Annotated in this window: 1 protein-coding gene; it reads left to right on the top strand. The window is 51.0% G+C overall.

Annotated elements, in window-relative coordinates; genetic code table 11:
* Window positions 1-1,293 (top strand): IS1182 family transposase (locus IC612_RS09960; RefSeq protein ID WP_194740036.1); only part of this gene is annotated, 1,293 nt, incomplete at its 5' end.
* Window positions 1,294-1,356: the final 63 nt, after the last annotated feature.

Below are 1,356 nucleotides of genomic sequence, written 5' to 3'. Positions count from 1 at the left end.
AAGGCCTTGAAGGAGAACATCAACTTCATGTGGATTAGTGGAAGGGCTCAGGTGGACCACAATACGATAGCACGCTTCCGCAGTGCGCGCCTTGCAGGGATCTTTAAGGACATTTTCCGTCAGGTAGTTCTGCTCTTGGCCCAGCAGGGACTGGTGAGCCTTAAGCGGGTATACACCGACGGTACGAAGATAGAGTCGGTAGCAGGACGCTATACCTTCGTGTGGGGCAACAGCATCAAGACCAACAGGGAGAAGCTCTCCCGCCAGCTCGAAGAGATGTGGGAGTATGCCCAGAGCATTGCCGACGAGGAGGACAAGGATCCCGAGCCCCCGGAGTTTAAGAGTATCGATCCGGAGAAAGTAAAGCAGACGGCTCAGAAGATCAGTAAGATCATCAAGGGGAAGGCCAGTCAGGTAGATCCCAAGACAAAGGCCAAGGCCCGGTACATAGAGAAGAACTTCCCTCAGGCCCTACAGAAGTACCAGCAGCAGGAAGAGCTACTGAAGGGGCGCAACTCCTACAGTAAGACCGACCCGGAGGCTACCTTCATGCGCATGAAGGACGACCATATGCAGAACGGGCAGCTAAAGCCTGGATACAATGCACAGATCAGTACCGAGAACCAGATAGTGGTGAACTATACCATCCACCAGGATGCCAACGATTTGCATACCCTCTCGGGACATCTCTTGGAGCACGAAGCGCTCTACGGACAGCTTCCCCAGGAGCTGGTAGCCGATGCAGGGTACGGTAGTGAAGAGAACTACCAGTTACTGGAAGACAAGGGCGTAGAGGCCTACGTAAAGTATCCTTCGTTCAATAAGGAAGAGAAGCTGGTAAAAGCCCGCACTGCGCGCAAGCCCTTTGAGAGAGACCAACTCTATTACAATGCCTTGGAAGACTACTATGTATGCCCGATGGGTCAGCATATGGAATACCAATACACCACGCGCAGCACTACTAAATCCGGATTAGTTCAGCATACACGACTCTATAAGGCAAAGAACTGCCAGGGTTGTCCCCTCCGGGGCATGTGCCACAAGGGGGCCGCAGAGCGAGTCGTTACGCGCAATGCGCTTTTGGAACATTATAAAGCACGAGCTAGGGAGCGGCTCCTGACTGAAAAGGGAGAAGAACTTCGAAAAAGACGTACCGCGGATGTAGAACCTACCTTCGCGCAGATAAAACATAACCGGAACTTTAAACGATTTACCCTCAAAGGCCTCAAAAAAGTGGAAATAGAGTTCGGATTACATGCTCTAGCACATAATATCAAGAAAAGGACGGCATAAACCGTCCTTCTGCTTGGGCTAAAAACCCAAAATCTACTTTTTTAACCCCAATTGGCTAAAAAC

The sequence above is a fragment of the Planobacterium oryzisoli genome (genome assembly GCF_015354315.1).
Taxonomy (GTDB): Bacteria; Bacteroidota; Bacteroidia; order Flavobacteriales; family Weeksellaceae; genus Planobacterium_A; species Planobacterium_A oryzisoli.
This window is presented reverse-complemented; position numbering and strand designations above follow the sequence as displayed.